The organism is Thiomicrospira microaerophila (assembly GCF_000934765.1).
Classification (GTDB): domain Bacteria; phylum Pseudomonadota; class Gammaproteobacteria; order Thiomicrospirales; family Thiomicrospiraceae; genus Thiomicrospira; species Thiomicrospira microaerophila.
This window is the reverse complement of the sequence record NZ_JYNN01000018.1, coordinates 36889-61084: the sequence shown is the minus strand read 5'-3', so window position 1 is coordinate 61084 and position 24196 is coordinate 36889. Positions and strand designations below refer to the sequence as shown.

Annotated in this window: 28 protein-coding genes and 1 tRNA gene; 11 read left to right on the top strand and 18 right to left on the bottom strand. The window is 47.4% G+C overall.

Translation table 11 applies throughout. The features are described from left to right. Window positions 1-228, top strand: a 228-nt coding sequence (locus tag NA59_RS15555) for a hypothetical protein (RefSeq protein ID WP_232504058.1), incomplete at its 5' end; no start/stop codon positions are given. 477 nt (window positions 229-705) lie between these two features. Next, a complete protein-coding gene (locus tag NA59_RS07595) occupies window positions 706-1281 on the top strand; it encodes a recombinase family protein (protein ID WP_044410458.1) in 576 nt (191 codons plus the stop codon). Window positions 1282-1395: 114 nt separating this feature from the next. On the opposite strand, the gene NA59_RS07590 is transcribed toward NA59_RS07595, so the two are convergent. The 6 genes from NA59_RS07590 to NA59_RS15370 all read right to left on the bottom strand — a co-directional run bounded on the left by NA59_RS07590 (window position 1396) and on the right by NA59_RS15370 (window position 6162). After that, a complete protein-coding gene (locus NA59_RS07590; RefSeq protein WP_052501529.1) occupies window positions 1396-3222 on the bottom strand; it encodes a DUF927 domain-containing protein in 1827 nt (608 codons plus the stop codon). Then, the gene (locus NA59_RS07585) at window positions 3213-4289 is read right to left on the bottom strand and encodes a PriCT-2 domain-containing protein (protein WP_044410454.1); all 1077 of its coding nucleotides are present in this window, start codon (window positions 4287-4289) and stop codon (window positions 3213-3215) included. The genes NA59_RS07590 and NA59_RS07585 overlap by 10 nt, the downstream gene beginning before the upstream one ends. Window positions 4290-4292: 3 nt before the next feature. Continuing rightward, the gene (locus NA59_RS07580) at window positions 4293-4799 is read right to left on the bottom strand and encodes a hypothetical protein (protein WP_044410451.1); all 507 of its coding nucleotides are present in this window, start codon (window positions 4797-4799) and stop codon (window positions 4293-4295) included. A 150-nt stretch (window positions 4800-4949) separates the two neighbouring features. After that, entirely contained in the window at window positions 4950-5300 is a 351-nt protein-coding gene (locus NA59_RS07575) for a hypothetical protein (RefSeq protein WP_044410448.1), read from the bottom strand. Further along, window positions 5300-5884: a hypothetical protein gene (locus tag NA59_RS07570; protein ID WP_044410445.1), complete on the bottom strand. Its 585-nt coding sequence runs from the start codon at window positions 5882-5884 to the stop codon at window positions 5300-5302. The genes NA59_RS07575 and NA59_RS07570 overlap by 1 nt, the downstream gene beginning before the upstream one ends. A gap of 14 nt (window positions 5885-5898) precedes the next feature. Further along, window positions 5899-6162, bottom strand: coding sequence for a helix-turn-helix transcriptional regulator (locus tag NA59_RS15370; protein ID WP_044410442.1), 264 nt, complete (start codon window positions 6160-6162; stop codon window positions 5899-5901). A gap of 402 nt (window positions 6163-6564) precedes the next feature. Between NA59_RS15370 and NA59_RS15095 the strand changes: the two genes are divergently transcribed. After that, window positions 6565-6795 carry a hypothetical protein gene (locus tag NA59_RS15095; protein ID WP_157792569.1) on the top strand — a complete coding sequence of 77 codons (231 nt, stop codon included), beginning with the start codon at window positions 6565-6567 and terminating at the stop codon, window positions 6793-6795. 548 nt (window positions 6796-7343) lie between these two features. Here NA59_RS15095 and NA59_RS07560 read toward each other — a convergent pair. The 3 genes from NA59_RS07560 to NA59_RS07550 all read right to left on the bottom strand — a co-directional run bounded on the left by NA59_RS07560 (window position 7344) and on the right by NA59_RS07550 (window position 9488). Next, a complete protein-coding gene (locus tag NA59_RS07560; RefSeq protein WP_044410440.1) occupies window positions 7344-8576 on the bottom strand; it encodes a tyrosine-type recombinase/integrase in 1233 nt (410 codons plus the stop codon). A 215-nt stretch (window positions 8577-8791) separates the two neighbouring features. Further along, window positions 8792-8882 (bottom strand) — tRNA-Ser (locus tag NA59_RS07555). Window positions 8883-8987: 105 nt separating this feature from the next. Next, on the bottom strand, window positions 8988-9488 hold the full coding sequence (locus NA59_RS07550; protein ID WP_044410437.1) for a GlcG/HbpS family heme-binding protein: 501 nt from the start codon (window positions 9486-9488) through the stop codon (window positions 8988-8990). 139 nt (window positions 9489-9627) lie between these two features. Here NA59_RS07550 and NA59_RS07545 point away from each other — a divergent pair, with 139 nt between their 5' ends. The 6 genes from NA59_RS07545 to NA59_RS07520 all read left to right on the top strand — a co-directional run bounded on the left by NA59_RS07545 (window position 9628) and on the right by NA59_RS07520 (window position 13330). After that, window positions 9628-10539, top strand: coding sequence for an SPFH domain-containing protein (locus tag NA59_RS07545; RefSeq protein WP_044410435.1), 912 nt, complete (start codon window positions 9628-9630; stop codon window positions 10537-10539). Continuing rightward, window positions 10536-10988 carry an NfeD family protein gene (locus NA59_RS07540; protein ID WP_044410432.1) on the top strand — a complete coding sequence of 151 codons (453 nt, stop codon included), beginning with the start codon at window positions 10536-10538 and terminating at the stop codon, window positions 10986-10988. Before NA59_RS07545 ends, NA59_RS07540 begins: the two co-directional genes overlap by 4 nt. Further along, window positions 10975-12117 carry a ChaN family lipoprotein gene (locus NA59_RS07535; RefSeq protein ID WP_052501528.1) on the top strand — a complete coding sequence of 381 codons (1143 nt, stop codon included), beginning with the start codon at window positions 10975-10977 and terminating at the stop codon, window positions 12115-12117. Before NA59_RS07540 ends, NA59_RS07535 begins: the two co-directional genes overlap by 14 nt. A gap of 62 nt (window positions 12118-12179) precedes the next feature. Beyond that, on the top strand, window positions 12180-12434 hold the full coding sequence (locus NA59_RS07530; protein WP_044410429.1) for a prevent-host-death protein: 255 nt from the start codon (window positions 12180-12182) through the stop codon (window positions 12432-12434). Beyond that, window positions 12424-12699 (top strand): type II toxin-antitoxin system RelE/ParE family toxin, encoded by a 276-nt coding sequence (locus NA59_RS07525; RefSeq protein WP_044410426.1) that lies wholly within the window; start codon window positions 12424-12426, stop codon window positions 12697-12699. The genes NA59_RS07530 and NA59_RS07525 overlap by 11 nt, the downstream gene beginning before the upstream one ends. Before the next feature lie 316 nt (window positions 12700-13015). Further along, the gene (locus tag NA59_RS07520; RefSeq protein ID WP_044410423.1) at window positions 13016-13330 is read left to right on the top strand and encodes a CCDC90 family protein; all 315 of its coding nucleotides are present in this window, start codon (window positions 13016-13018) and stop codon (window positions 13328-13330) included. Between the two features lie 13 nt (window positions 13331-13343). Here the strand turns inward: NA59_RS07520 and NA59_RS07515 are convergent, their stop codons facing one another. The 8 genes from NA59_RS07515 to NA59_RS07480 are packed head-to-tail and all read right to left on the bottom strand — an operon-like array spanning window position 13344 to window position 20384. Further along, window positions 13344-15080: a complex I subunit 5 family protein gene (locus NA59_RS07515; RefSeq protein ID WP_052501527.1), complete on the bottom strand. Its 1737-nt coding sequence runs from the start codon at window positions 15078-15080 to the stop codon at window positions 13344-13346. Then, complete coding sequence (locus NA59_RS07510) at window positions 15077-16573, bottom strand: complex I subunit 5 family protein (RefSeq protein ID WP_044410421.1); 1497 nt, start codon at window positions 16571-16573, stop codon at window positions 15077-15079. Before NA59_RS07510 ends, NA59_RS07515 begins: the two co-directional genes overlap by 4 nt. Next, window positions 16574-17998 (bottom strand): complex I subunit 5 family protein, encoded by a 1425-nt coding sequence (locus NA59_RS07505; protein ID WP_044410419.1) that lies wholly within the window; start codon window positions 17996-17998, stop codon window positions 16574-16576. Continuing rightward, on the bottom strand, window positions 17995-18312 hold the full coding sequence (locus tag NA59_RS07500) for an NADH-quinone oxidoreductase subunit K (RefSeq protein ID WP_044410416.1): 318 nt from the start codon (window positions 18310-18312) through the stop codon (window positions 17995-17997). The genes NA59_RS07505 and NA59_RS07500 overlap by 4 nt, the downstream gene beginning before the upstream one ends. Beyond that, complete coding sequence (locus NA59_RS07495) at window positions 18309-19220, bottom strand: hydrogenase subunit MbhD domain-containing protein (RefSeq protein WP_044410413.1); 912 nt, start codon at window positions 19218-19220, stop codon at window positions 18309-18311. The genes NA59_RS07500 and NA59_RS07495 overlap by 4 nt, the downstream gene beginning before the upstream one ends. Then, window positions 19214-19633, bottom strand: a complete 420-nt coding sequence (locus NA59_RS07490) for a cation:proton antiporter (protein WP_232504057.1) — start codon at window positions 19631-19633, stop codon at window positions 19214-19216. The genes NA59_RS07495 and NA59_RS07490 overlap by 7 nt, the downstream gene beginning before the upstream one ends. After that, window positions 19630-19896 carry a monovalent cation/H+ antiporter complex subunit F gene (locus NA59_RS07485; RefSeq protein ID WP_044410410.1) on the bottom strand — a complete coding sequence of 89 codons (267 nt, stop codon included), beginning with the start codon at window positions 19894-19896 and terminating at the stop codon, window positions 19630-19632. The genes NA59_RS07490 and NA59_RS07485 overlap by 4 nt, the downstream gene beginning before the upstream one ends. Before the next feature lie 17 nt (window positions 19897-19913). After that, complete coding sequence (locus tag NA59_RS07480; RefSeq protein ID WP_157792567.1) at window positions 19914-20384, bottom strand: Na+/H+ antiporter subunit E; 471 nt, start codon at window positions 20382-20384, stop codon at window positions 19914-19916. 501 nt (window positions 20385-20885) lie between these two features. Here NA59_RS07480 and NA59_RS07475 point away from each other — a divergent pair. Next, window positions 20886-21209, top strand: coding sequence for a hypothetical protein (locus NA59_RS07475; RefSeq protein WP_044410407.1), 324 nt, complete (start codon window positions 20886-20888; stop codon window positions 21207-21209). Window positions 21210-21275: 66 nt separating this feature from the next. Here the strand turns inward: NA59_RS07475 and NA59_RS07470 are convergent, their stop codons facing one another. Continuing rightward, on the bottom strand, window positions 21276-22133 hold the full coding sequence (locus tag NA59_RS07470; RefSeq protein ID WP_044410404.1) for a 23S rRNA (adenine(2030)-N(6))-methyltransferase RlmJ: 858 nt from the start codon (window positions 22131-22133) through the stop codon (window positions 21276-21278). Window positions 22134-22579: 446 nt separating this feature from the next. Here NA59_RS07470 and NA59_RS07465 point away from each other — a divergent pair, with 446 nt between their 5' ends. After that, the gene (locus NA59_RS07465; protein ID WP_044410401.1) at window positions 22580-24154 is read left to right on the top strand and encodes an inorganic phosphate transporter; all 1575 of its coding nucleotides are present in this window, start codon (window positions 22580-22582) and stop codon (window positions 24152-24154) included. Window positions 24155-24196 lie beyond the last annotated feature (42 nt).

Sequence of the window (24196 nt, the reverse complement as noted above, 5' to 3'; positions counted from 1 at the left end):
CACCGACACCAGTACCGACACGCCCACAAGATAACCAAACAAGCTAACCAAACAAGCTACCGCTTGACGCTGGCAGGCTTGATTGAATCCACTGGTAGGCTAGCAGGTCTGGTTAGATCGGCTGGCATGATTGCACCAGTCACGCCCCCAGAGCGGGTACGATACCAGCACCGACACCGACACCGACACCAGCACGGCTACAGTCTAACCAAACACCTCGCTGCTTGACGCTCGCAGGCGAGATTGAATACGCTGGCATGGCTAGATTGGTTATAACCTAGATATGTGACGGCTAAGGCTGTAAGCTAATTAAAATTTTTCTCAATAGTGTTTTGTGGTTAGTTTATTAAAAGGTGGTAAGTATGTATTTGTTAAGTCTGTTGCGTACCGCATTATTAACGCTAGTCGCGTTCTGGGGGGCGGTTATATTGGTGCTGTCCTTGCTATAAGCGAATGAACCGGCTAACGCTTTCGGGTGGAGTTGATTAGTAGGCCTGGTTGAGTTGATTGGGTTAGATCGGCTGGCAAGGTTGCGCCGGCTAGGGTGTTTGTTTAGCCTTAAATGTATATCTAAGGTTTTAGACCTTTTTTATAAAATGTTGATTAATACCTAAAACAAACCCTTGATAAACACTTTTTTAAATGTATACTATGCCTATAGTCTAAATATACATTGTTAAAATCTATCAACGAGGGGTAATCATCATGGCAACCGTCGCTTATGTTCGCGTTTCAAGCGAAAACCAAAACACCGAACGCCAAATTTTTGAGGGGTACACGGTCACAAAGACATTTGAAGAGAAAGCAAGCGCAAGGGATGCAAAACGCCCCCAGCTTGAAGCCTGCATGGGTTTTGTTCGTGAGGGTGATTTGTTGCTGGTGTATAGCATTGATCGCCTTGCCAGAAGCTTGCAGGACTTAAACAACATTATCGCCACGCTTACCGCCAAAGGGGTTGCCGTTCGCTTTGTTAAAGAGAACCTTGAATTTAAGCAAGACAGCGCTAACCATGTAAATGAATTAATGCTTAATATATTGGGGTCTATAGCACAATTTGAACGCGCCCTAATTAAAGAACGCCAAGCAGAGGGCATTGCCAACGCCAAAGCCAAAGGCATTTATAAAGGTAGAAAACCCGCCTTATCTGTTGCCCAGGTTAAAGAAGTACAGGAAAAAATAAAAATGGGGGTGACTATGGCAAAGCTTTCAAAGGAATATTGTATTAGCCGCCACACCGTTTATAAAATTAGGGATGGTGAATATGTGCTTGATCAGGCGTAAAATCTCAATAGCCTGTTTTTGTGGTTTGTGCTTGATGGGTATCGGTTTGGCTTTTAAGCGCCCCATGAGGCGCGTAAATTTAGGCTTGTTTGGTAGTTTTCCTAGTCGTTCGGATTAATCGCCACCCCCGTGCTCTAGAATTTTTGAATTAACTGCATACACGTTAATTTTTTGCCCGCCCCCTATATTAAGCCCACGATACGCTAGGCGCTTGGTATTGCCCCCCGATTCCGTTAATAAATAGCCGTGCTTGTTTAAGGTTTTCAATACTAATCTATGATCAAGCCCGCCACAAACCTCACTTTTAAAATGTTCTTGTGAAAAGAAATAAAACACCTCTGAGCCCATTGGCAACGTGCCCACCCATCCGGCGCGCTGGATAACTTTGGGCGCGTGGTCATCTTCAACACGGTTAAGGCTTTCAAAACGCCCGCTACCATAAAGCTCAATATAGCCCCTAATGTTGCTAATCGCCTGTACTTCTTCCCGTGAATGGTTAGCGCTTTCAAGATTGTTTAACCAGCTGTTAAAACAATCCCTTACACGCTCATACGCTTCACCCGGTTGCCAGCCGGTGATTTTTAACTCTGTCGCTACTTCACCCCCCGCCGCCACAATCGCAAACCGATTGATTGCCCTTGAAACTTGGCTGTTGGCGTTCGCGGGCGTTAGGTTGTTAGTAAAATGTTCCCTTATCGTTCTAAACAACAAGCTAGCGCGCTCTTTTTGTGCAATAAACCGCTTTATAAACTCCACACCCGCCACGCCATAATTTTGAGCTGTGTTGTGCAATAAGGATTCAGCTTGCTGCTTGCTGTTCTCATAGCCCTTTAGCAAGGTATCAAACACCCCGTATTCCCCGCAAACGGCCTCGATGTCCAGCATTCGCACCTCTTGCCCCGCTTTGGTGGTATCGCCTGCCGCCGCCATTGCGGTTTTTAAATCCAACTCACCCGTTGATAGAAACAACAAACGCCATTCTTTTAATCGAATATCATTCGCCCGCTGCTTGGCTTGACCATTCGCCAACATATACACCGTACCGCCTATTTCTCTTGGACTCATTTCACCCATTTCATCCAAGCATAGCAAAGAATCATTATGGCTAAAGGCGGTATACTCTAAACCGTTTGATGTGGCGCGCCACATACGTTTACGCTTATGGCTACCCCACACGCTTCCCGCTGCATAAAGCGCAATCGTTTTGCCCTTAGATGATTCACCCCGTAAATGAAAGCCGCCGCCCTCGATACCAAACAAACTCAATAAGGGCGCGGTAAACGCTGTGCTGATCGCAAAGCATATCCGGCTATTGCCTACAGCAAAGCTTGCAACATCACGCTGCCACGCTTCCAGCATGCCTTTTTGCTCAAAGTTGACTAATAGCGGGTTTTCAGTTTGAAACATGATTGGCTTATCGGGGTTATCGCCAATGGTTTCACTCGGTAACACGTAAGCATCCCCAAACCAGCCGGTTTTAAAAACGCAAGTAGCTACTTTTGAGCCTTGGCAATCGTGTAGATAATTTGCAAGTAAGGTTTTAGCTTTCCCTGTGGTTAAACCCTTTAACCCCATATCCAATAAAACACCGTGCAACGCATCCCCGCGCCCTGCCAGCATATTCATTGGCATAACCCATTTTTTTAATTTGCCTAACGGGTCTTTAAACTCCAGCGCCCGCCCGTAGTTCATATAGTTTTCATCACAAGTTATTGCCGTCACTTCCAGCTTAGAGCAAATCTTGATTGGCGTTGGTTCATCCGCTGCCGGGTCTTTATAAATCAAATAACCGTTGTTATCAAAATGAAAGCCCTGGGGCAATGCGGGGGCGGTTAAACTATCATGGCCTAATGAAGCCTTAACCATGCTTAAATCTGTTGATTCGTGCCCCTTGCTAGGCTTTAGTGGTTCGCCTTTGGGTATATCTGTTTTTATTGCCATGCTGTCACCCCGCCGCTGTTTTGGTTATTCAAATCTAATAGGTAACGGTCGTTCCAGTCTGTGCCTTGTTCATTATCCGCAAATTCAGGGATAAACACCGCGCCCCCGACTGAAAGCGCGGCGGCGGTTGCTTTTTCAAGCCCCACATTTTTACCGGTTCGTTGCTCGGTTTCTCGGTCATTATCCGCCGCTATTAACATACGCGCCCTTGGATAGTGGCGCTTCCAAGCGTTCGCCACCGGCTTTAAATTATTGGCATTGAATGCGCAAACGATATTAGATAACGGGGCATAATGCGCCGCTAGGGTTAAGCCTGTTGCATAGCCCTCACAGATCACCAGTTCAAGTACATAATCCCAGCTACCCGGCAAAGCAACAAAGCCGCCCTTTATTTCCCCGCCTTTTAAAAACCGTTTTCCGCCCTCGTGGTCGATAAATTGCAGGCTTACCACTTCTTTAACGCCTTGCGGGTTAAACTTGTAAACCGGTATAACCAAGGCGTTACCACTGATCGGGGCAATGCCAAACCGCCTAGCTTCTTCAATCATCTGCTTTTTAGCATAATAGGGATGTAAGTGTGTACCGGTTAGCGGGTCGGGCTTGGTTGGGCTACACGCCCATAATTTGCCCCAAATAGCTTGCGCTTTGGCTTTAGCTTCGTTATAGTTTGCTTGTCGTTTTTCTGCTTCAAGCCTTTCTGTCTGTGCTCGCAAATCCGCCATTTTCTTGCGTTCGGCTTTAAGGCGTTTTTCATCATCACGGCTAACCGGTGCAAATCGATAGCCGTTATCCATCGCCTTTTTAACCAGTGTTTTAATCGTTATCCCCCCGCCGGTTCGTATGCTTTTCCATGTCGCATTAAATGCATCAGGTTTGAAACTGGGGGCAGTTGCGCTCCATTCCCGCATCACCTCTTTGGCCTTGTCGCCAAATTCCGACTTAGCCGCCATTAAAACCTCAACCCATTCATCGCGGGGGCTATCAGGGTGGATATAATTCAGCATCGCCATTAGCGCGCCTATGTCTATTGGCGGGTGCTCTAGCTGGTTTGGGTGTTTTGCGCTCATAGGCTATAAATCCTCAAAGCCGTTACTAATTGGTTTGGGCGGTGTTACACAAACTGGGGTATGTTGCTGAATATTGTAAATTTCATTACCATAGCTCAGAATCTCACTCGACACCGCATAACAAAACGCGGGTTTGCCTGTTTCGGTGGGGAATGGGGTTAGCGTTAAGGCTGAATTGTTTTCAGTTAATAGCAGGCCTTTTGCTATTAGTGTGGTGGTAGCGTGTTGCAAGCTATATGATCGCTTAGAACCAAAAAGTTCACCGTTTAGCGCGCGTTCTAAGAAATAATAGTAATAATGCTGTTTCTGTTGGTTATCGACAAACCCAAAACGATATCCTAGCCGGTTATAGGTTGGTTTGCGCTGGTCTTCTCTTAGGTTCATATCAGTAAAACGGGTTTCTGAATGCTTTTCGATTAAGCTTTTAATAAAAAGCGTTGAGCTACAGGGCGCAAAGCGGCCTACAGGTTGCGGGGTCATAATGTATAAGGGTTGGTTATTGGTTTGCATGATTAATTCCTCATAAGTAAAAACATTAGTTATTAGCGGGTATGGGTGAAGCACAGGATGCAGAGAACCGCAAAGCCAATTTTTAGGCTCTGAATCCTGTTTAAAACACTGTGTTAAAAGGGTTTAGATCGGGCTAGCCGCTCGTTTGGTTTAGGTGTTTTGGCATAATCTCCCCTGTGTGCGCTCTACCCCCAAAGATTCCTCGTGCATGCTTAACAGCGCTTGCAAGGTTCTTGCTTCACTGGTCAACCAGTGGGCAATCTGTAGCCCATCCTTAATGGGGTTGAAAATGCCTTCGTCTGTATGGTGTAAAGCGGTGGTTAGCGCGTTGCTGATAGATTCAATTTGGTCTAGGCGTATTTGGGCTTCTTGAAAGCTAAAAAAGGCTATATCTTTAACGGCTTTCGCCTCGGTATCATCCAGCTTGTTTAGCCGCCCTTTATTCAAAGTTTCGTTAAGGTTTTGATTGATTAGAATGTTCATGATTTTATCGGTATACATTACGCCGCCCCTTTTAAACCAAGCAAAGACACATCAAATTCACATAATCCCGAATCGGCTAAATAGCGCGCTAGGGTGTCCAGTGAATCAAAGCGCATAGTTTGGCCTTGGTGGTTACAGATCGGGGCGTTTTGTTCCCGTGTGGTCGTGATGTAGGCTAGCCATTCCCCAGCGCTATACATCGCGGAAACGGTTTTTATAAATGAATCGTCAGGTAAGTTAACGACAAAAGAAAAGGCCGCAAGGCGGTTTGAGGTGATTAAAGGCATGGTTTGCCCTCCGTAGTAGTTTCCAGTTAATAACTCCCCTGTTTTAATGTCAGGTGAGCGGGTATTACTAAACGCTACTACACGTTTGGTCTTCTTTACCGTTACCGGCTCTTGTATCCGACCTTTAACCCGCTCATATTTAGAAATATGGTTGCGGTATTTTGCGCCTAAAGCGTGCAAACCTAAGCAGGCCTGGTTGATTTTAGACACAAAAAAAGCCAAGTTAGACGCGTGGCATGGCGTGCAGTAGTTTTTAGTTAGGATTCCGATATTAACCGATAATCCCGTATAATTCAACATAATTTTACTATTCATCGTTAAAAACCCTGTTAACCATTCAAGCCAAGGCGTTCATTCATCCATTCCAGCACCTCGGATTCAAGCCAAACGCTTGTGTTTGCCGTTAGTTTGCGTGGTTTTGGGAATCCTCCATCCCTTGCCAGCTTGTAAATATGCGGGATAGATATTTTAGTGAGTTCGTGAACCTGTTTAGCTCGCATCACCCGCAAGCGGCTTAAAGTATCCGCCGAATATGCACCCCCCGCTGCCTGTAAAAAAATTGTGCTTTGTTGTTTTTTGGCTTCTTCTATCATGTGTGCTTACCTCTGCTTATAAGTCTGTTTTATGTGTTCGGTTATTATTAAAGCATAGAATTTGCAAAAAGAATTGGGCCAAGATTGGGCTAATGTTTGCCCTTGACAAAATACGGAGGGAGTGATAAGAAATAAACCAAAATAAGCTTAAATAAACAAGAATATTACAAAAAGCAGAATTTTACATTCCTTTATTTTTACATATTCTGAAACGGTTTTTTAATCGGTTTTTTCTTTTCCCAGGGTAAAAAACTTGTCATTAAGGTGATTTTGTACTGTTGTTTGATTGTGATCGGCTAGTATAGTCGCACCGGCCCCCCCCCCAAAAAAAGCAGACAAGGACACCCGTCACCGACACGGCCACAAGATAGCCAAACAAGCTTCCGTTTGACGCTGGCAGGCTTGATTGAATCCACTGGTAGGTTAGCAGGCCTCGTTAGATCGATTGGCATGATTGCACCAGCTACACCACCAAAGCGGGTAACGACACCAGCACCGACACCAGCACCAGCACCGATACCGATACCGACACCGGCACGGCCACAAGATAACCAAACAAGCCACCGCTTGACGCTGGCAGGCGGGATTGAATCCACTGGTAGGTTAGCAGGCCTGGTTGAGTTGATGCGTTAGATCGGCTAGCTAGGTTGCGCCTACTCCACCCCCGAAGCGGGTAACGACACCAGCACCGATACCAGCACGGCTACCACATAACCAAACGCACGGACGCTTGATGCTCGCAGGCTGGATTGACTAGCAGACCTGGTTGAGTTGATACGCTAGATAGGCTGGTTTTATGGGTGCGTTTTTTACTCTGTTTGGGGGCGGTGGTTGGTTTGGTTTTACATGCTGTTTTTTTGATTAAATTGGATTGAAAAATGCAGGTGTTAAACGGGCGTTAAAAGTGATATTTTGCACACTATTTGCACACAACTTTCATTTTATCGTGTTTGTTATTACGTTTTATTTTGTATACAACCCCACTCACCCCATTACCCCACACCGTTACCCCACTAGAGTGGGGTTGTATAAACTACTGTTTTTATTGAAATAAAATTCAAAATCCCACTAACCCCATTAACCCCACTCGTTTTTTAATGGTATGCATATTTGCACACACACAAAACCAATAAAACAGACACTAAAAAACCGTGTTTTTACCCATGAAAAATAGGGGGCGTTTAACCTTGTTTTAGTGTGTGTAGTGGGATCACATTTTCACCCGTTTTAAGGCTGTCCAAAAAGTTACTCCATTGGGTCATCATGTCAAAACGCTGGGGCAAGTATTCGGCCTTGTTATACACCCCCCGCACCCCGCTTTGTTCATGAGCTAACTGTTTCTCTATGTAGTCACTAATAAAACCCATTTCATTTAACAAGGTGCTAGCTGTATGCCTAAAACCGTGAAAGGTTTGAATGTTTTTTAACCCTAGCCGGTGCATCCCCGCATTTAGGCTTTGTTCGTTTAGGGGGCGTTGTTGTGTCCTTGGGCTGGGGAATACATAAACACAATCACCGCTGATCGGGCGCATATACTCGATAACGTCTAAAACTTGCGGGGTGATCGGCACAAGATGGGGGCGTTTCTTTTTCATACGTTCGGCGCTGATCTCAATTAACCCTTGATTTAGGTCTATTTCATCCCACCGTAAACCGGCTAATTCTTTAGACCTCAAAAAAACGTGGGGTTGCATGGTTAATGCTTTCAGGGTGGATATATCGCCTTGATAGCTATCCAAGGCGCGTAATACTTGCGCCAATGCCTTGCGGTCTGTTGTGTGGGCGTAATTGCTTTTTATGGGTTTGTCGAATAGATCGCGGGCTATATTGCCAACGGGGTTATTTTCGCAGTAACCAAAGCCAATGGCGTGCAAAAATATTTTGTTGGCGTATTGCTGCATACGCCGCAAGGTTTCAAGCCTCCCTGTTTGTTCAATCTGTTTAAATGCATGGATTAATTGGCGCGTGGTGATCTCATCAATGTTAAGCGCCCCTATTTTGGGTAATAGGTGTTTATCAAGGCGTTGGCTAGTATCCCTCACATAGTTATAGGATTTGCTTTTATACATCTGTTCAAGCCAAAGGCTTGCAACCTGTTCAAAGGTTTTGCAGTTTTGGGCAATAAGCTGCTGCTGTTGAACCGCTTGCACGGCTTGGCGCTTTTGTTCAATCGGGTTAAACCCTTGCAATACTTGCACGCGGGCATCATCTCGAAGTTGTCGGGCGTTGGCTAACGTTACCGCCGGATATTCGCCAAAGGTTAGGGTTTGTTCTTTTTTATTGACTCGGAAACGGTAACGAAAAAATTTAGCCCCTGTTTTCCTTACCTCCAAATAAAGCCCGTTGGTATCGGCGTGTTTGTTTTTTTTCCCCTCTTTAAAGCGTAACCGCCTAATCTTTGCATCCGTTAACATCGCTAGCCCTCTGTTTATCAATGGTTGTCAAAAGCGGGTAACGCAAGGATTCAAAGCGGGTAACGCAAAATATTACCCGACCTGTTACCCGCTTTTCAATAATATTTGATAATACACGATAATACGTCTTAATTGCAAATAGAACGCTAAATTGTTGATTTTATATTATTTTATGCATAAAAAAAGCCCGTATAATCGGGCTTAATTTAGTGTAATGGCGGAGAGCGGGGGATTCGAACCCCCGATAGGCTATTAACCTATACACACTTTCCAGGCGTGCGCCTTCAACCGCTCAGCCAGCTCTCCGTGATGTGCGCGGATTATAGCGCTATTGATGAGGTTTGTCTAATTTTCGTTATTTGATTTTCAGACCTGGGATAACCAGGCCTAGAATAACCAGGCCTGGTTGTGTTACATCATTTCTAAATCCATTTGCACTGCTTCAACACCCGCCGCCGCACATTCTTCATCGACCATGCCATCAGGAGCGCCACTTACACCAACGGCACCAAACAAACGACCGCCGGCAGAAATAGTGACCGAGCCAGCCATAAAGGCTAAGCCTTCACCCAATGTGGGCAATGCGCCTTCGGCCTGGCGGGTTAGCTGTGAACCATTGGCGTTAAACATCACAGCGGTATAGGCTTTTTTCTGGCTGATCGGCAAGGATACCGGTGGAGCCATTGAATCTCGCATCTTGACCATAATGATGCCATTACGATCTACCACGGTAACAGATACAGGAATCCCTTTTGCCTCACAGGCTTTAATGGTTTCCATTGCTATTTTATTGTTTACTTCTAGTGTCAAGCGCGGCACTTCTACCACCAAGCTATCGGCATAAGCCACTGGCGCGGCAACGCTAACAAGTCCAACACTTAATAAAGCCGCTTTTAAAGTCTTTTTTAACATACACCCTCCTAGAGTCATATTTATGTTACATTTTTGTTGTATTATGGAGTTGAATGAATACTACACAAATGCAAAAGTATATTATTTATAAAGCAATTTGATTCTACCAACTTAATTGGCAAACGGAGACTTTTAGATCATGGATTTCACGATTTTTACACTTATTCTTTTAGGGGTTGTATTTGTTTACTTTATAGCGGGTATTCGAATTGTACCGCAGGCTGAGCAACAGGTTGTTGAACGTCTTGGGCGTTACCACCGCACTATGAGTGGTGGTTTAAACTTTATTATTCCCGTTGTTGATCGGGTAAGAGCAAAATTTAACACACAAGAACAGGTGATTGATATTCCGGTGCAAAAAGTCATCACCAAGGACAATGTCAGTATTGTAATTGATGGATTGGTATTTATGCGTATTGGAATTGCACGCAAAGCGACCTATGAAATCTTAGATTTAAAACATGCGATTTCGCAACTTGCGCAAACCACTCTTCGTTCTGAAATCGGTAAAATGGATTTAGACGACACCCTCTCCTCGCGTGACACACTGAATGCGACATTATTAATGGCATTGGATGCCGCTTCCGCCAACTGGGGTGCCAAAGTCACCCGCGTTGAAATCTCAGACATTTCTGTTTCTGAAGTGGTGCAACATGCGATGGAACTTCAGCTGCGTGCCGAGCGTGAGCGTCGCGCGACTGAAACCGAAGCCGAAGGCTTAAAAAATGCCACCATCGCCAAGGCCGAAGGTGATCGTCAGAAAGCCTTTAAAGAAGCCGAAGCGATTGAACGTACCGCAGATGCACGTCGTTATGAGCAAATCCAACTGGCGCAAGGCCAACAGCAGGCGATTGAAATGATTGCCTTGGCGATGCAATCAAATCCGAATGCGGCTGAATTCTTACTAGCAAAAGATCGTATTAAAGCTTGGGAAGGTATCGCCGCTAGCGATTCACAAAACAAAATCGTGGTACCTTATGAATCCGCTGAGTTGATTGGCTCGCTAAGCGCCTTACAGAGCTTGCTAGGACAAGCAGGTCAGCTGAAATGAGTTCAATTGGGCTATTGGAGTTAATTCCCAGCTGGATTTTAATTGCCGCGGGCCTGATACTGATTGGCATTGAAATTCTTTTTGGGTTGTTTGTTTTATTCTGGTTTGGCTTAGGCTTAGTTTTTGTCGGCTTAGTCGGCTTGTTTGTTGACTTTGAACATGGCGAATACCAACTCATCTTTGCCTTTGCTATCGGCATGGTGCTGTTATTCGCGTTACGAAAAAAAATCATCGCGCCGCATAATGCTGAAGCCGACCAGCTCGACACCTATCAAACCGGTGAAATAGGCCAGCTGTCGTTGCATAATGACCAATGGGTGGTGTTTTATCACGGTACTCATTGGGTAGTCGCCAATCCACAAGCCGATTTTCAAGCGAATCAGCGGGTGCGTGTCGATGAGATTAAAAGCAACCAGGCCTGGGTGAGCGCCCTTGATGTGCAAAACTAGCTGGTTTCAACTGTTCCTCGGCGTTGTGGTGATGCTCAACAGCGCATTGATTAGTGCCGCAGACGATCCGCACCCCGCTCTTGTCGATCCCCTGACGTTTGTTGCAAACTGGCAAACCACGGTGGACGATGGTCAAAGCGAAATCAGCCTTGATCAACTCAAACAAAGCCTGCCCCAGTACCGTGTGGTGCATGTTGGTGAAATCCACCCAAACTTTGAAGACCATCTGGTACAGCTGGCGATGCTACAAAGTTTACACCAACAACACCCTCAACTCGCCATCGGCGTCGAATGGTTTCAAGCCGCATTTCAGCCCTGGTTGGATGGCTACATTTATGGCGCCATCTCCGAAGCCGACATGCTCCAGCACACTGAATATTTTCAGCGCTGGCGGTTTGACTATCGCTTGTTACAACCGATTATGCGTTATGCCAAACAACATCAAATTCGAGTCATCGCGCTCAACGCACCGAATGAATTGACCCGCCAAGTCGCCAGCCAAGGCCGAAACAGTTTAAGCCTGATTCAACGCCAATCTATGCCTCAGATTCATTCCCCAGGTGACGCCCAACATCAGCGCCTCAGTCAGTTTTTTAGCGACAAAATTCCGCCTGATCGGGATGTCGAAGACTTTATTTATGCCCAACGCATCTGGGATGAAACCATGGCCGCCAATGCAGTGCGTTTTTTAAACCATCACCCTGATCACAAGTTATTGGTGTTTGCTGGTAACTTTCATATTGGTCATTTTGAAGCGATACCCAAAGACATGGCTCGCCAGCTAGCTGAACTCCAGCAAATCACCATCAGCAGCGGCTCATTTGAAAACTACCGCGCTGAATTTGTAGATCAATGGGTGTACACCGACTCGATTAACCTGCCAGATCATGGCAAGATCGGCGCACGTTTTAATGGCAAAACGCCCTGCATTCAAGACCTCACTGACGACAGTGCCGCCGCCAAAGCGGGTCTACAAAAAGACGACTGTATTTGCGCACTCAATCACCAATCATTAAAACACTATGCCGACTTAATCCTCGCCCTCTACACCACACAACCAGGCCTGGTTGTAAACCTAACAATCCAACGCGGTGAACACAGGTTTAGCTTAGATATTGCCTTGGAATAAGCCTTGCTGAATAATTTAAGCCATGCTAAAGTACTTTAAATCGTACTCTTAAGAGGTGAATTATGATTGTATCTGCAAACGAAATTAAAACCAAGGGCGTATCATTTTTCAGCAAACTGCTGGAAACCGCCGATGAGCTGATTATCAATGTGCGTGGAAAAAACAAATACGTTGTTTTAGATATGGCACGTTACCAACAATTTAGACAACAAGAACTTGATTTAGCCCATATGCTAGCGATGCAAGATATCAAGGAAGGTCGCTACAAGGTCCAAACCGCTAAAGAACATGCAAACGAGCTAATCAATGCCCTATAAAATCATTCGCACAGACGAATATTTTAAAAAGCTAACAAGGTTTATAAAAAAACACCCCGATGTTTTAGCGCGCTACATTAAAACAATAGAAATACTAGAGCTTGACCCCTACCACCCTTCACTAAGACTGCATAAACTACAAGGCAAATTGAACGACTACTACAGTGTTTCAATCAATATGAAATATCGCGTTGTGATTGACTTTATTCTAAAAGACAATGAAATCATTCCGATTGACATAGGCAGCCACGACGAGGTTTATTGATCCATCCCGAATATTAAGTTAATAAATCAGTGACAATACGGAGCGAACCAACTTGCGTCATTGCGAGCGAAGCGAAGCAATCTTTGGAACCAGTGCACAGTCGGCTGAAGATTCCGGCCTTCGCCGGAATGACGGGGTGTCCGCGGTTGGCTGGAGATTGCCGCGTCGCTGCGCTCCTCGCAATGACGGGCATTTTTTAAACTTAATGGCTGTGGGGTTAGGATAGGTTTTATAATGCGGCTGGAATAAGCCTTGCTGTATAATTTAAGCCATGCCATAGTCATTCTTAGTTTTCATTTTTTGAAAGAGGTTTCATATGCATACAATTATTTTTGACACACTTAAATATGCTAAAACCTTGGAGGCCAATGGATTTAGCGCTGAACAAGCTGAAGCCTTAGCGGAGCAAAATAAAATCGTATTTAACGAGTTTGCTGAGAACCAACTGGCAAGCAAGGGTGATTTGTTTAAAGTGAAAGAAGAGTTAAAAGGTGATTTATTTAAAGTCAAAGCAGAGCTGCAAGGTGATATCAGCCGCCTTGACAAAGAGCTTGCTGTGGTCAAATGGGTATCCTTTGCTACCTTTGCCCTAGTCGGTCTCAGTCTAGCCCGCGACCTGCTCAGCCTGTAACCTTTTAAAAAGTTTACAAAATCAACAACAGCCAAAACACCAGTGCAAGCCCACCGAGGAGTTGCATAAACCTTGGCCAGTTGAGTAGGTTTTTTTCTGCGGTATCGGCGCGTTGAAGGAAAGATTGGTAGCCTTGGCCTATTCTTTGCCAACCAGCACCAATGCGAAATTGAAGCCGTTGATAACCCTGCTGATAACCCTCTCCCCACGCCGCTAACTTGCGCCCAAACCATTCCAATAGCACCACCATATCGCCTGGAGGTGATTGAACTTGTTTGTGAATACGGATTCGCCAAGCTGTGGCGAGAATCAGTCCGATCACAATCGGTTTAAGCGCATCAATCAATGCGCCGCTATCCCAGCTCGGCATGGCCACCCAATAAATCCAGCTCGCGGCGATCGCCACCAATCCAAACCAACTGACCAGTGCCATCCGGCTCACTGGCTTAGCCTGATCTGGGCTTAGGGTATCCAGCTTCGCTAAACGGCGTAAAAAATGAATCATTAACAAAACAGTAGCGACCGAACCGAGCAACAATAACCAATAAGGCATAGCCAGCCCCACATCGACACTCGCCAGTTTCATTTGCATTTTGAGCCAAGCCCCTGCGCTAAACGGCATGCCGGCTAACAATAATCCGAGCAGTATCAACCCGCCCCATACCCAAGGTATAAACCCTTGACCCGCCGTTGAATATTTAATCCAGCCGACACCCAAAAACAAACCGCCTTTAATCAGCGCATGGTGCAAGGCAAACCAAGCCACCCAAATCATTAACAAACTCGGCTCTGCGCCCTGCCAAACCCAGCCGATACCCCAAATCAACCAGCCCATTTGACTAATGCTGGAATAGGCCAACACCGCTTTAGGATCGGTTTGCATTAAGCCAAACACCGCGCCAAACACCATGGTGGCTACCCCCAACCAGGGCATAAAACTAACAAACACCGAATCCTGCATCACCCAGCTCGGCATGAGCAACCACCAACCAATAATGCCCGCCTTAATCATCACCCCAGATAACACCGCACTGGCTGACACGGGTGCGGCAGGATGCGCTAAAGGCAGCCAAAGATGCAATAAAGGCACGCCCACTTTCACTGCTAAACCCAACCAAATCAGCCACAAGCTCCATTCCGAAGATCCGCTCACCGCCCAAACCGCCAAATCGGTGCTGCCCAATTCCGCCGCGCGTGCCACAATACCCGCAAACAATACCAGCTCAGCCAACACCGCTAAGATCAAATACCAGTGCGCGGCGCGTTTGGCGAAATCAGTTTGCTCGTGAATCACCAAGCCCCAAGCCGCCAAACTCATCAAGCTAAACATTAAGTAAAAACTAATCGCATCGCCCGCCAAACTCAGCCCTAAGCTACCGCTCAAACTCAGCAGGAAAAACAAACTAAACCGCCAGGCCTGGCGATCTTTGACCCAGCTGGAATGCCATGCTGCGGCCCCCCACACAAACAGCGCCAAACTTAACCAAATATAACTCAAACTATCTAGCGTGATGCGGGTACCCATTAAAAGATCAGGCGCATACAAAAACAACGGCCAATCGAAGTAAAGCCAATCCAACCACCCGAGCTGTGCCGCGCCAGCGACCAGCCAAACCAGCGCCGCCGGCAACAAAGCCCAAGGCAATAGCCGAATGCCATAGGGGCGCACCGCGGGCAGCGTCAAGCTCAACGCCAACAACAAAGGCCAAACTGGAACCAACCATAACAATGCCGCATAGCCAGCCATCATTGCACAAACTCCTGTTCAACCAACCATTGGACCCAGCCCAGCGTGCCTAATGCAAAGCCGGCAACCAAACCTAACGCCACCACCGTAAAGGCTGTCACCAACGGCGGTACTAGCAACATCCAATGGGTTTCACAATGTGGGCTTAAACGCCGTTCATTCGGCCATTCAGCCGGCGCGGGCAAAAACCAAGCACGATAGATCATCGGCAAAAAATAAGCCGCATTCAATAGACTGGATGCAAACAACACCGCCATCACCCAATAAGCCCCCACCTCCCAAGCACCGATACCCAGATACCATTTACTTAAAAATCCAACCATCGGCGGTAAGCCAATCATGCCCAGAGCCGCCAACGTAAAAGCCATCGTCGTCCAAGGCATACGCTGCCCAATGCCGTTTAGCTGGTTGATTTTATGAACACCGAGTGTTTCAGCAAAATTACCCGCTGTCATAAACAAGGTTATTTTCATTAAACCCTGATGGGCAATATGAATCAACCCGCCTATCGCGCCCATAGGCCCTGCCAACGCAATACCGAGCGCTACATAGGACACCTGACTCACCGTAGAAAACGCAAGCCGTTTTTTAATATCCGTTTGATACAGTGCGCGCACCGAACCATAAACAATCGTCAGCGACGCCAACACCAACAACACAAACGCCATGCCGAGGGCATCCGCGTATTCAATGCCATAAACCTCAAACATCACCCGCACTATGCCAAACGCACCGGCTTTCACTACCGCCACCGCGTGCAACAATGCACTCACTGGCGCAGGCGCCACCATCGCTTGCGGCAACCAAGAATGAAACGGCACCAGCGCTGCCTTCACCCCCAGACCGGCCATCAGCAACACAAACACACTCCAAAGCACCCAGCTTGGCAAATCAATAGCCGACAAATAGCCGCCAGGCTCAAACGATGGCGTTCCTGCAAACGAATGCAATAGCACTGTGCCGAATAACAACGCCCCCCCGCCAATCAAGGTATAGCGTAAATACACCCGCCCGGCAGCGATGGCTTTTTCGGTGCCACGATGCACTACTAATGGCCAGGTCGCTAAGGTCAAAAGCTCATAAAACACCACAAAGGTAAATAAATTACCCGCCATCGCCACACCGGCTGTGGCGCTCACACACAGCGTAAAAAAGCCAAAAAACCGCGCCCTATTCGGCGAGTTTTCTAAATAACCTATCGCATAAATCGTCGTCAATAACCATAAAAAAGCCGACAATAACAAGAACATCACCGCCAGCCCATCAATCTGCAGACGGAAATCTAGACCGGGTAGAAGCTGCCAACTCAGCTCATATACCTCACCCGCGTAAATGCCCAACACCAACAACACCACCAACTGCAGCTTAATCAGTGCGCCGCCAATATTCACCGCCGAGCGTAAAAAACGGCTATTTTCCGGGATAAAAAAGATCAGGATGGCGGGCACTAACGAACTCGCGATAATGAGCAAAGGCCACAGGCTATTATCGATCATCTAGCCTCCCCATAACCATTGTGCTTGCAAACCGGCCAACACGCCCAAGCAGGCTAAAATCAACACCACCCACTGGCGACCCGCATGAATCGGTATCATCACGGGTGCATGCTCAATCACTGGTTTTAACTCTTTATTCAGCGCCACATTCAAAACCCGAAATACATAACCTGCGGTCAATAAACTCGCGACCACCATCACCATCACCAACCACCAGGCCTGGTGGAAGATACCCAGTTCCAACAACCACCATTTTGCCAAAAATCCAGCACTCACTGGTAATCCTGCCAAACTCACCCCCGCTATCCCAAACGCAAATAGCGTTTTGCGCTGTACGCGCATCACTTCGCCCAAGTCCGAGATACGGTCATGACCCGCCGCCTGTTGCAAATTACCCGCCGCCAAAAACATGGCCGACTTCGCGAGCGCATGCGCCATCATTAACCACAGCAAACCCCACTGCCAGCCCTCCGGCGTATTTATGCCCGTTGGGGTATTCGGGTGCGCCAACAACCCCAAGCCAATCACCAAATAACCCACCTGCGCCACGGTTGACCAGGCCACCATCGGCTTTAACTGCTGGCTTGACAAAGCCTGCCACGCGCCCCACAACAACGCCACACTGCCCATCAGCCAGACCCCATAAACCAAGGCCAAGGTTGGAATAGGCGCAAACACCTCCAGCCACAAGCGCATCAACAAATAAAACGACGCCTTAATCACCAAAGCCGACAAAATCGCACTGACCGCCGCTGGCGCTCGACCATGGGCTAGCGGCAACCAACTGTGTAAAGGAAATACCGCCGTTTTAGCCATCAACCCAACGCTCATCACCACCAATGCAAATAGCATGGGAAAACTCGGTTCCATCTGCGTCGCCAGCGCCAATATATCTAATTGACCATATTGACCGTACAACAGGGCCACGCCCAACAAAAACAACATCGAACCCAGCAAGCTGACCAACAAATAACGCATCGCGGCCTGCAATGCGCCCGCTTTGAGTGAAATCGCCACCAGCGCCACCGCACTTAGCCCCAGCAATTCCAAGGTGACATAAATATTGAACACATCCGCCGCTAGATAAAGCGCATTCATCGCCCCCCAAGCACCCAACCACAATACCCAAAAACTACGTGGTAAAGCACTATCCCACCACGCATAGAGGCTCACCAACATGCCCACCACGCCGGTGAGCAAAAGCATCAAACGGCTGATCTCATCCAAGCGCCAACCAATGCCCAGCGGCCGCGCCCATCCACCGAGCGCCCACACTCCATTGGGCAAATTAAAAACCACCATCGACAACAACCCAGTACCTAACAGCGCCAACAGCGCCACCGGCTTAGTTAGTTTTGGCCAAATCGCGATTAGGCTCGCCATCGCCAAAGGCCAGAGCACCAAAATAGCTAGCCAGCCGCTCATAACACATCCTCATCCAGTTGCGCCTGCTTGGATTCAGACAAGCTGGCCAAGCGCTGCATCAGCGCCAAGCCCAAGGCGGTGGCACTGATCGCCACGACAATACCCGTCAACACCAGGGCTTGAGGCACCGCATCGGGTGTTTCACCTCGGCTCGCCAAGGTCAAGAGCAACATAAACACCCCCGCGCCCATCACATTCAACGACAAGATTTTATGCAGCAAATGCACCCGCCGCGCCAAACCAAACAACCCAATCAATATCAGGCCTGCGGCACTAAACAAATAAACCTCATAACTAGTGATCATTAGATTCATGCCGCGCTCCTACGTTCGGATACACCGCTAAACATCGCGGCTAACAGCAGGGCAATCGACAGGGTGGCAAACAACTCAATCAATAAAATCAGCGCGCCAGCTTGTGCGGGCGGATACCCCATAAAACCTAACCCCAGCGCAAAGCCAACCAAACCGACCAGCGCAAACAACCAAAACCCAGCTAACCACAAAAAACGTAAACCCAAGCCTTGCCAGCCGTCATAAGGCAAATCCGCCTTAAAACTTAAACTATAAAGCACCAGGCCTGCCGCCAATACCGCGCCTGCCTGAAACGCCCCACCGGTCGCATCGGCCCCGCGCCATAATAAATAGCCCCCCACTAACACCAACAGGGGCGCGAGTATTTTAGCGCTGCTGGTTAATACATGGCCTTGCAAAGCTAAAAACCCGGGGTGCTGTTCACGGTTTAATGCCTGCTGTGCAAACCAAGCCCAAGCCAACACCGCCAACTCCAGCGCGGTATCCCAGGCTCTAAAGTTCAGCAACACCGCGGTGACAGGGTGGCCGACACCCGACTGCTCCATATTCGCCATCACATCCGGCATTAAACCCTCGCCAGTGCGCGGCAACTGAGCGAAGGCCAATACCAAGCCAACCGCCAATCCAAGCCAAATCAAGCTCCAAGCCACCGACACACGGCGCGGCGACACATCCGTTTGTCTATCTAATCGTGATAAGGTCGCCAATAACAAAGCACCCGCCAAACCCGCGCCAATCGCGGCTTCTGCCAAGGCGGCGTCGGGCGCTTGCAGCCGCATCCAAGCCAAAGCAATCATCAAACCCAGCGCAATAAATAACACCACGGCTTCAAATAAATCGCGGCTAGACACACTCATCCAAGCCAAACCTAAAATCAACAAAGCCAGCAACACATCAAATATCAACATGCCTTATCCCCTTGCTCAGTCGACGCTATCGAGTCAGCGCTTGACGTTGGTGCGTCTTGTTTTCGAGCGTCTTGTTCGTCAGCATCTTGCTGCTCAAGCTGATAAGCACGTTGTCCCATTAAATGACTCACCACCGCCGCACTCACCAACACCAACCCCCAAATCATCACGTACTTCAACACCAGCGCCCAACTATCTGCCTGCAGCATGACGCCTAAAATAACAAAACCTAATCCCAAGTTATCCGCTTTTGTCAGGGCGTGTAACCGATTTAATGCCGAATCAAAGCGCAACACCCCGACCGTGCCTGCGACAAAAAACACCGCTCCTACCGAAATAAACAGCACACTCAAAAACTGAGAAATCCAAACCCAATTCAGCGCATCTATAAGCGCATGAAACAGCATCGTCATTTTGCCAACACCCCTGCCGCCCAAACTCTAACAAACGCCAAGCCACTGACCGCGGCCAATAAAGCGAATACCAAAGCGACATCACGCAATGCCGACTGCTCAAACGCCAAGGCTAATAATAATAAAATCCCTACGCTGCTGGTGCCCAATAACTGTGCCGCTAACATGCGATCCACCCGGCTAGGCCCGCGCATCACCCGAACCAGACCTAACAGCATGGTGACTAGTAGAATCAGCGCAATCATCATATAAAAGCTATTCATTTATGCGTCCTTCACTTCTAACGCCAAGCTAATAATAAACGCTCAAACGCAACCAGGCCTGGTTGGACATCCAGCGCTTTATCTAACACATGCACCTTGGCCAGATTACCTTCTATTGCGACCGCTAAGGTGCCTGGCATGAGCCCAATAGTCGCCAGCCAAATATCGCGTCGCCAACCTATCGGCAAACTGAGCGCATAGTCGATGACCACAGGATTCACGCGTGCATTTTTAGACAAGGCACGCTTCGCCACATCCCAACCGCCACGCCAAGACTGCCATAGAAAAAACCCAATAATTTTTGGCAATAATGTCAGGACATTAGTGAATCCAAAACGACTTTTAGGCCAGACACGCCACATCAAACCCGCCGCAATCAAGGCCAAAGGCACACCAAACCACCAGGCCTGGTTATCCCCTTCGGTCAACGCCCACCAACACACAAGCATTAAACCAAACAACACACTAAAACGAACCAAGCTGGACACGATCACCGTCTCCCTATTAAAAAATAAAATTCTGTCATCAAACCAAGAGTCTCTGCACATCTATTATGCAAACATTGTATTGCTAAACATTGTATCGCTAAACCTAGCCGAAAACACACACAATCAGCCAAGTTTCACAATGCTTTAAAACATAGTGCGGATAGAATAATGTGAAAAGAATTATCAACCAGGCCTGGTTATATTCACAGTCAAGAAAGTCACAAGTCATTGCGAGGCAGAATGCCGTGGCAATCTTTTGCCGACTGGCACGCCCTTGAAAGATTGCCGCGTCGCTTCGCTCCTCGCAATGACTGTTTTTATGCTAACTGAAGGCAGTGACGTGGAGCGTGAGAACGTGAGCCTTGATAGGGTAGAGGACACTTTAGATTGCACCACCAAGCAACTTGATTCTCGTAAAATGATGTGGTTGTTGGTATACTAAAATCTATTTAAAATGCATGATATTAACAGCTGCGTGGTTAATACGGTTAGGGGGATGCTATGAAAAAAACGTTTAAAGCACAAGCAAATGTACAGGATATTTTGAACACCTATTTAGTTAACAAAAATCTTGACGAGTTAAAAACCTTGTTCACCACTTATCAAGCGCAAGCCGCCTCGTCTGAGCGTGAAGCGAAGCTAGCTAAAAAGGTGAGCATAGCTAAAGGTTTTGCCACGTTTAACCTAAACCCGCAAGGTAATTCAAACCGATATTTAACAGGTATAGAGCTAGATGACCAGCGTGCGATAAGTTCTGATTGGGCGGCGGTGGGTGAGGATTTAAGCGCGGCATGGTTGCAGACCCAAATTAAAGAGGCTTTATAATGGTTAAGGCAAAATCCGAAGCAACCAATGTTTCAGATTTTGCATTTGGAAGCAATTGCCCTACCTCTACTCTTCAACCCAGGTTTCTATTCGATAAAAACCGTTTTGGGGTGCGAGTTGTTTCACTAGCCAAGGTAAGACAGCCTGCATAGTCGATTTCAACACCCAAGGCGGATTAATCAACATCATGCCGCTGGCGGTCATGCCACGCCCTGAGGTATCTTCACTTAAACCTAGCTCATAGGCTTCAACATGACGAATACCGCTAGCTTGAATCGCCTTCTTTAATTGCTGAATCCGTGTGCGCTCGACCACCGGATACCACAACAAATAACTGCCTGTCGCAAAACGCTTATGTGCTTGAACCAACACCTCGACCACGCGATCATAATCGGCTTTGACTTCATAAGACGGATCCATCAACACCACCCCACGTCGCTCTTTAGGCGGCATTTGCGCAATTAACCCTTGAAAACCATCTTGATTAAACACCTTGACGCGTCGATCTCGACCCGCCTGACTCATCGTTTTATCCAGTAACTTATTTTCCTGCGGGTGCAACTCAAACACACTCAAACGATCCTGCTCACGCAACACCGATTGCGCCAACCAAGGCGACCCAGGATAAAAATCCAAACCTTTCGCTTGATTTTGTTGATTAAACAGCGCCACCTGCTCCCTATAACGCCCCACCGCTTCAGGTAAATCGGCTTTCCCCCATAACATGCCGATACCATTGGCATATTCAGCATTTTTTTGTGCTTGTGCGGAATTAAGCGCATAGCCACCGCCACCCGCATGCGTATCAAGATATAAAAACGGTGTATCTTTTTGCATCATATATTGCAAGGTTTCCAACAACACCAGATGTTTAAGCACATCGGCAAAATTGCCGGCATGGAAGGCATGGCGATAACTGAGCATAGCTTTCTCTATATTTAAAAAAAGAGAGCATTATAACCCGACTCCATACCAAACTAGCCGCTAACCCCAATCAACAAAAATTTAATCGAAATCAAGTTTGCCATGAAATGGGCCGCTTTGTCATAAAACTGTCACAAAACTTTTTCTCGTTCCCACGCTGTGCGTGGGAATGCAGACCAGTAGCGCGGATTACCGCTTGCCTTGATGCCGTAGGAGTCTGATCAGTTAGTATGCGTTCCCACTGAGGACAGTGGGAACGAGGTTAATCATGCCTATCGCTATGATTTTTTATTATTTAGATGCGTTTGCCCTGCTAACCAACAAAATTTAATCGAAATCAAGTTTGCCATGAAATGGGCCGCTTTGTCATAAAACTGTAATAAAACTGTCAATTTTCCTGCTAGAATCGTCTGAGTTTTCATTTCAACACAAACGAGATTATTGCCATGGAATTAAAAAACATTCAATCGCTTGAAAATGCCGGTAAAAAAACCAGCCACGAGTTAATGCGCTTTGGGATTGCGCTGCTATTCATTGTAGCGGTCATCCTCTACACTTTTATTAATTATGGACATATTAGCTTCACCCTGGTGGTGGCCGCGATGATTGGTGGCTATATGGCGATGAATATCGGCGCCAACGATGTCGCCAACAACGTTGGTCCTGCGGTTGGCTCACGTGCAATGACGATGACCACTGCGATTATTATCGCCGCGGTATTTGAAGCGGCGGGCGCCATTATCGCCGGCGGCAGCGTAGTCACCACCATCAAAGGTGGCATTATTGACCCAAATGACATTGATGATGTTGAAACCTTTGTCTGGCTAATGATGGCCGCCCTACTCGCCGCCGCTGTGTGGCTCAATATTGCTACCGCGATTGGCGCACCCGTCTCTACCACCCACTCAATTATCGGTGGTGTCATGGGGGGCGGCATCGCGGCGGCTGGCTGGGCGATTGTTAACTGGGGTACGATTGGACAAATCGCCGCCAGCTGGGTCATCTCGCCCTTGCTCGGTGGCGCGATTGCGGCCGGCTTACTCTACCTTATCAAACGCACCATTACCTATAAATCAGACATGATGGACGCATCACGGATTATGGTGCCTTGGCTGCTGGCGTTGATGGGTTGGGCGTTTGGTACCTATCTCATGATGAAAGGGGTCAGCCAAATTTATAAAGTAAACTTCACCAGCGCCATCTTAATTGGTACCTTGGTTGCAGCGATTGTTTACTTTGTCACACGCCCACTGATTAATCGGGCATCACGCAAAAACGCCAACAACAAAGATGGCGTCAATCAAATGTTTATTATTCCGTTAATTTTCGCCGCCGCGTTATTGAGCTTTGCGCATGGATCTAACGACGTAGCCAACGCCGTTGGGCCTTTAGCGGCGATTCACGAAGCCCTAACGACCCATGAAGCCGCTACAGGCACTAAAGCGGCCATTCCAATGTGGATTCTGGTTGTGGGTGCTATAGGGATTGCAATAGGCTTGGCGCTTTACGGTCCAAAACTGATTAAAACCGTAGGCACTGAAATCACTGAAATTGACCAAATGCGTGCTTATAGTATTGCGATGGCGGCGGCCTTAACGGTGATTTTAGCCTCGCAACTGGGTTTACCGGTGAGTACCACACACGTCACCATTGGCGCGATTTTTGGTGTTGGCTTTTTGCGTGAATACCTGAAGGCCAATTACAAACGAATGATTGCACAAATCGAAGAACACCACCAAGGGCAAGACCGTCAAATAGTAGAAGCCTTTATTCGCAAATTTGATAAGGCATCACTCTCTGAAAAAGGCCGCTTACTGCAAGAACTCAAAGCCCAAAGCCTTGAAAATGAACCGCACTTAACTAAAAAAGAACGCAAAGGACTCAAAAAAGTCTACCGCCAAGAACTGGTTAAACGCTCAATCATGCTCAAAGTCGTAGCCGCTTGGGTGATCACTGTGCCCGCTACAGGCTTAATAGCGGCCGGCATCTTCTTTGCGATTCGCGGCTTTATGATCCCTTAACCACACGTTCACCAAACGCAAAAAACCGCGCCCACTGAATAA

Coding starts and splice junctions, on each gene's coding strand:
- NA59_RS07465 (WP_044410401.1), top strand. CDS start 22,580: ATGGAATTAAAAAACATTCAATCGCTTGAAAATGCCGGTAAAAAAACC.
- NA59_RS07560 (WP_044410440.1), bottom strand. CDS start 8,576: ATGTTAACGGATGCAAAGATTAGGCGGTTACGCTTTAAAGAGGGGAAA.
- NA59_RS07525 (WP_044410426.1), top strand. CDS start 12,424: ATGCCCTATAAAATCATTCGCACAGACGAATATTTTAAAAAGCTAACA.
- NA59_RS07580 (WP_044410451.1), bottom strand. CDS start 4,799: ATGCAAACCAATAACCAACCCTTATACATTATGACCCCGCAACCTGTA.
- NA59_RS07585 (WP_044410454.1), bottom strand. CDS start 4,289: ATGAGCGCAAAACACCCAAACCAGCTAGAGCACCCGCCAATAGACATA.
- NA59_RS07540 (WP_044410432.1), top strand. CDS start 10,536: ATGAGTTCAATTGGGCTATTGGAGTTAATTCCCAGCTGGATTTTAATT.
- NA59_RS07485 (WP_044410410.1), bottom strand. CDS start 19,896: ATGAATAGCTTTTATATGATGATTGCGCTGATTCTACTAGTCACCATG.
- NA59_RS07590 (WP_052501529.1), bottom strand. CDS start 3,222: ATGGCAATAAAAACAGATATACCCAAAGGCGAACCACTAAAGCCTAGC.
- NA59_RS07545 (WP_044410435.1), top strand. CDS start 9,628: ATGGATTTCACGATTTTTACACTTATTCTTTTAGGGGTTGTATTTGTT.
- NA59_RS07570 (WP_044410445.1), bottom strand. CDS start 5,884: ATGAATAGTAAAATTATGTTGAATTATACGGGATTATCGGTTAATATC.
- NA59_RS07475 (WP_044410407.1), top strand. CDS start 20,886: ATGAAAAAAACGTTTAAAGCACAAGCAAATGTACAGGATATTTTGAAC.
- NA59_RS07520 (WP_044410423.1), top strand. CDS start 13,016: ATGCATACAATTATTTTTGACACACTTAAATATGCTAAAACCTTGGAG.
- NA59_RS07535 (WP_052501528.1), top strand. CDS start 10,975: ATGTGCAAAACTAGCTGGTTTCAACTGTTCCTCGGCGTTGTGGTGATG.
- NA59_RS07500 (WP_044410416.1), bottom strand. CDS start 18,312: ATGAATCTAATGATCACTAGTTATGAGGTTTATTTGTTTAGTGCCGCA.
- NA59_RS07575 (WP_044410448.1), bottom strand. CDS start 5,300: ATGTATACCGATAAAATCATGAACATTCTAATCAATCAAAACCTTAAC.
- NA59_RS15370 (WP_044410442.1), bottom strand. CDS start 6,162: ATGATAGAAGAAGCCAAAAAACAACAAAGCACAATTTTTTTACAGGCA.
- NA59_RS07495 (WP_044410413.1), bottom strand. CDS start 19,220: ATGTTGATATTTGATGTGTTGCTGGCTTTGTTGATTTTAGGTTTGGCT.
- NA59_RS07505 (WP_044410419.1), bottom strand. CDS start 17,998: ATGAGCGGCTGGCTAGCTATTTTGGTGCTCTGGCCTTTGGCGATGGCG.
- NA59_RS07490 (WP_232504057.1), bottom strand. CDS start 19,633: ATGACGATGCTGTTTCATGCGCTTATAGATGCGCTGAATTGGGTTTGG.
- NA59_RS07595 (WP_044410458.1), top strand. CDS start 706: ATGGCAACCGTCGCTTATGTTCGCGTTTCAAGCGAAAACCAAAACACC.
- NA59_RS07470 (WP_044410404.1), bottom strand. CDS start 22,133: ATGCTCAGTTATCGCCATGCCTTCCATGCCGGCAATTTTGCCGATGTG.
- NA59_RS07550 (WP_044410437.1), bottom strand. CDS start 9,488: ATGTTAAAAAAGACTTTAAAAGCGGCTTTATTAAGTGTTGGACTTGTT.
- NA59_RS07510 (WP_044410421.1), bottom strand. CDS start 16,573: ATGATCGATAATAGCCTGTGGCCTTTGCTCATTATCGCGAGTTCGTTA.
- NA59_RS07530 (WP_044410429.1), top strand. CDS start 12,180: ATGATTGTATCTGCAAACGAAATTAAAACCAAGGGCGTATCATTTTTC.
- NA59_RS07515 (WP_052501527.1), bottom strand. CDS start 15,080: ATGATGGCTGGCTATGCGGCATTGTTATGGTTGGTTCCAGTTTGGCCT.